We start from the raw sequence: 2857 nt of genomic DNA on the forward strand, positions 1-2857 counted from the left end.
GCTGCACCAGCCGCCCTGCCTTCAGTTGATCCTCGATCTGCAAAAAAAGGGGACAGATTTATTTTCCTTGTCCCCACTCGCTCGCATTTCCGTCACGCCTTCTTCGCTCCTACCGACAGGTTTCGCCTTGCACAGCGAGCCACTTGACTCGCTTTGCTCACCCTTCGCGGCGCGTCCCTGGGAACCCGAGTGGCAGCCCCCTTTCGATCTGCCTGCCGTTTCCAGCCAGTCGCTGCCCACACCCGGGACGACCTGGCTGCTCGCGAAGTCGCGGCCTGGATCGCTGGCAGCAAACAAGACATCGCCCGCGCGCGGGACGCCCAGCTATGCTGTGCACGCTTGATCATATGACGCGAGGTACGGCGAATGGATAGCACCGACGGTATAGCGCTGGATACGTGGCGCGCCAGCGCTCGCGAGTTCTATTTCCGCGGTAAGCGCATCCGCTACTGGACGGCAGGCGAAGGCGATCCGCTGCTGCTGATCCATGGCTTTCCCACCGCCAGTTGGGACTGGCACAAGGTCTGGCAGCCGCTCGCCGCGCGTTATCGGCTGATTGCCTGCGACATGCTCGGCTTTGGCTATTCGGCCAAGCCGCGCGGGCACGCCTATAGCCTGATCGAGCAAGCCGATCTGCAGCATGCGCTCTTGGGGGAGCTTGGAATCGACAGTGCAATCCATGTGCTGGCTCATGATTATGGTGACAGCGTCGCCCAAGAGCTGCTGGCGCGGCACTGCGAAGGGCGCATCACTCTGGCCAGCTGCGTATTTCTCAATGGTGGGCTGTTCCCTGAAACGCATCATCCGGTACGGGTGCAAAAACTGCTTCTCGGCCCTTTCGGCTTTCTGCTGGGCAGGCTGTTTTCGCGGCGCTCTCTAGGGAAGACCTTTGGACGGGTGTTCGGTGCGCAGACACAGCCGAGCGAATCCGAGCTGGACGATTACTGGAGACTTATCACCGAAAGCAATGGACCTGCCGTGATGCACCGCCTGATCCGCTACATGCCAGAGCGGGTCGCGCAGCGCGAGCGCTGGGTCACGGCAATGCAGCGCTGCAGCGTGCCGCTGCGCGTGATCGACGGCGCGGCCGATCCGATCTCTGGCGCGCACATGGTGGCCCGCTACCGCGAACTCATTCCAGCGCCTGACACCGTGCTTCTGGACCAAATCGGTCACTACCCGCAGGTCGAAGCGCCTGAGCAGGTACTCGAACACTACTTTGACTTTCGCACGCGCCTTGAGTCTGTAGGCGGGGCCGTTGAACCGACCGGCCTTTAACCAGAAAAATGGGACAGATTTATTTTCGGTTGCCGGCTAGCTGTTCAGCATAATCGCGCGCCCATCGAGCGGGCGAAACGAAACCTGCAACAGCCTCCCGCAGTGGCGCGTCTGCCGGTCGTGGTATTCGATTCAAGCGCCTGGCCTCGTGGCCGATTACTTCTCGTTGCCCCACGCAACACCAAGCCCTGCCTCCCCTAGCATCGCCCTTTCCACCGCAACAACAGGCTTTCACCATGGCACTCGACCCGCTAACGATGTTGACGCTCACGGTAGCCCTGGCGTTTGCGGCTTCGCTGTATCAGGCCATCGAATGGCGAACCGTTCGTGAGCCGTCGCTGTTGTTCTGGAGTGCGGGCTTCGCCTTGATCAGTGTCGGCTCGACGCTCGCCCTGCTGCGTGTCAGCGGGTTACTACTGATTGGGATCTGGTTCGCCAATGGTCTGCTGGTGACCGCGCACTGGCTGTTTCTGCTGGGTGTCGCGCGGTTCAGGGGAGTGCGTCTGTCTCGCGGCTGGTATCTGATATTCGTCGCCTGGTCCGCACTGCTGCTACTGCCGGGCGAGCAGATCTGGTCGAAGGTCATCCTGCTGCTGAATTCATTTCTGGTCGCGCTGCCGACGCTCAGGGCGAGTTTGCTGCTGCGTCCGCGCGACAAGTCGCTGGGTGCCGCTGCAGCGCAGCTGCGTTATGTGCTGCTGGGGCACAGCCTGTTCTATTTCGCCAAGATGATTCCGCCGCTGGTGCCGGGCACGCTGATCGATCTCTCGGTTTTCGGCGGCACCATCATCCAGATTTCGCTGGTCGAAGGGGTGATGGCGATCATGCTGATCGCGCTGTCGATGACCGGCACCGTGCGCTACCGCCGGGAAAGGCAAATCGAACGGTTGGCCGCGCGGGACCCGTTGACCGGCATGTATAACCGGCGCGCCCTGGAAGCAAGGGCGCCACGGCTGCTAAGCGAGGCCTCCCCTGCTCGTCCGGGCGCGTTGCTGCTGATCGATATCGACAACTTCAAGCTGGTCAACGATCTGCACGGCCATGCGGCGGGCGACCGGCTGCTGATTACCTTGGGCGAGATGATTCGTGTGGTCCTGCCCGGTGGCGCACTGGCGGCGCGACTGGGCGGTGATGAATTCGTGATTCTGCTGGCCGACGCTTCCCATGAGCGAATCGTGGCGCTGGGCGACGTGCTGCGAAAGCGTTTCCATGACAATGCGAATCAGCATTTCGCGACGCCGGAGCCTGTCACCCTGAGTATCGGCGTCAGCACGTTTGACCAGCCTCCTGCCAGCCTGGTGGCGCTAATCGAGCAGGGCGACGTGGCGCTGTACGAATCCAAGCGCGGCGGGCGGAACAGCATCCGCCTGGCTGATCGCAGCTTGATGAGCCAGGCGGCGGCCGGGGCTTGATCCGCAGTTGGTTCCTCTGTCGCGACTGACAAGAGGAACCCGCCCGCGGATGCCCCTCCATCAGCTCATGAAAATGGCAGCGTCACGGGCGCGACAACCAGCGAAGCTACAACCCACCCGGCACCTTCATCACCCACTCTCTCACCGCCTGCACTGCCGGGTCATCC

General features: G+C 62.2%; 3 protein-coding genes. All 3 read left to right on the top strand.

The window, feature by feature from the left end:
- Positions 1-343, top strand: a 343-nt coding sequence (locus tag MST27_RS22095; RefSeq protein WP_243607998.1) for a hypothetical protein, incomplete at its 5' end; no start/stop codon positions are given.
- 23 nt (positions 344-366) lie between these two features.
- On the top strand, positions 367-1278 hold the full coding sequence (locus tag MST27_RS22100; RefSeq protein ID WP_243607999.1) for an alpha/beta fold hydrolase: 912 nt from the start codon (positions 367-369) through the stop codon (positions 1276-1278).
- A gap of 236 nt (positions 1279-1514) precedes the next feature.
- On the top strand, positions 1515-2690 hold the full coding sequence (locus tag MST27_RS22105) for a GGDEF domain-containing protein (protein WP_243608000.1): 1176 nt from the start codon (positions 1515-1517) through the stop codon (positions 2688-2690).
- The last annotated feature ends 167 nt before the right edge of the window (positions 2691-2857 follow it).

This window comes from Stutzerimonas marianensis (assembly GCF_022810315.1).
GTDB classification, from domain to species: Bacteria; Pseudomonadota; Gammaproteobacteria; order Pseudomonadales; family Pseudomonadaceae; genus Stutzerimonas; species Stutzerimonas marianensis.

Excerpts from the sequence above, each read along its gene's own strand:
- MST27_RS22100 (WP_243607999.1), top strand. The coding sequence starts at position 367 with ATGGATAGCACCGACGGTATAGCGCTGGATACGTGGCGCGCCAGCGCT.
- MST27_RS22105 (WP_243608000.1), top strand. The coding sequence starts at position 1,515 with ATGGCACTCGACCCGCTAACGATGTTGACGCTCACGGTAGCCCTGGCG.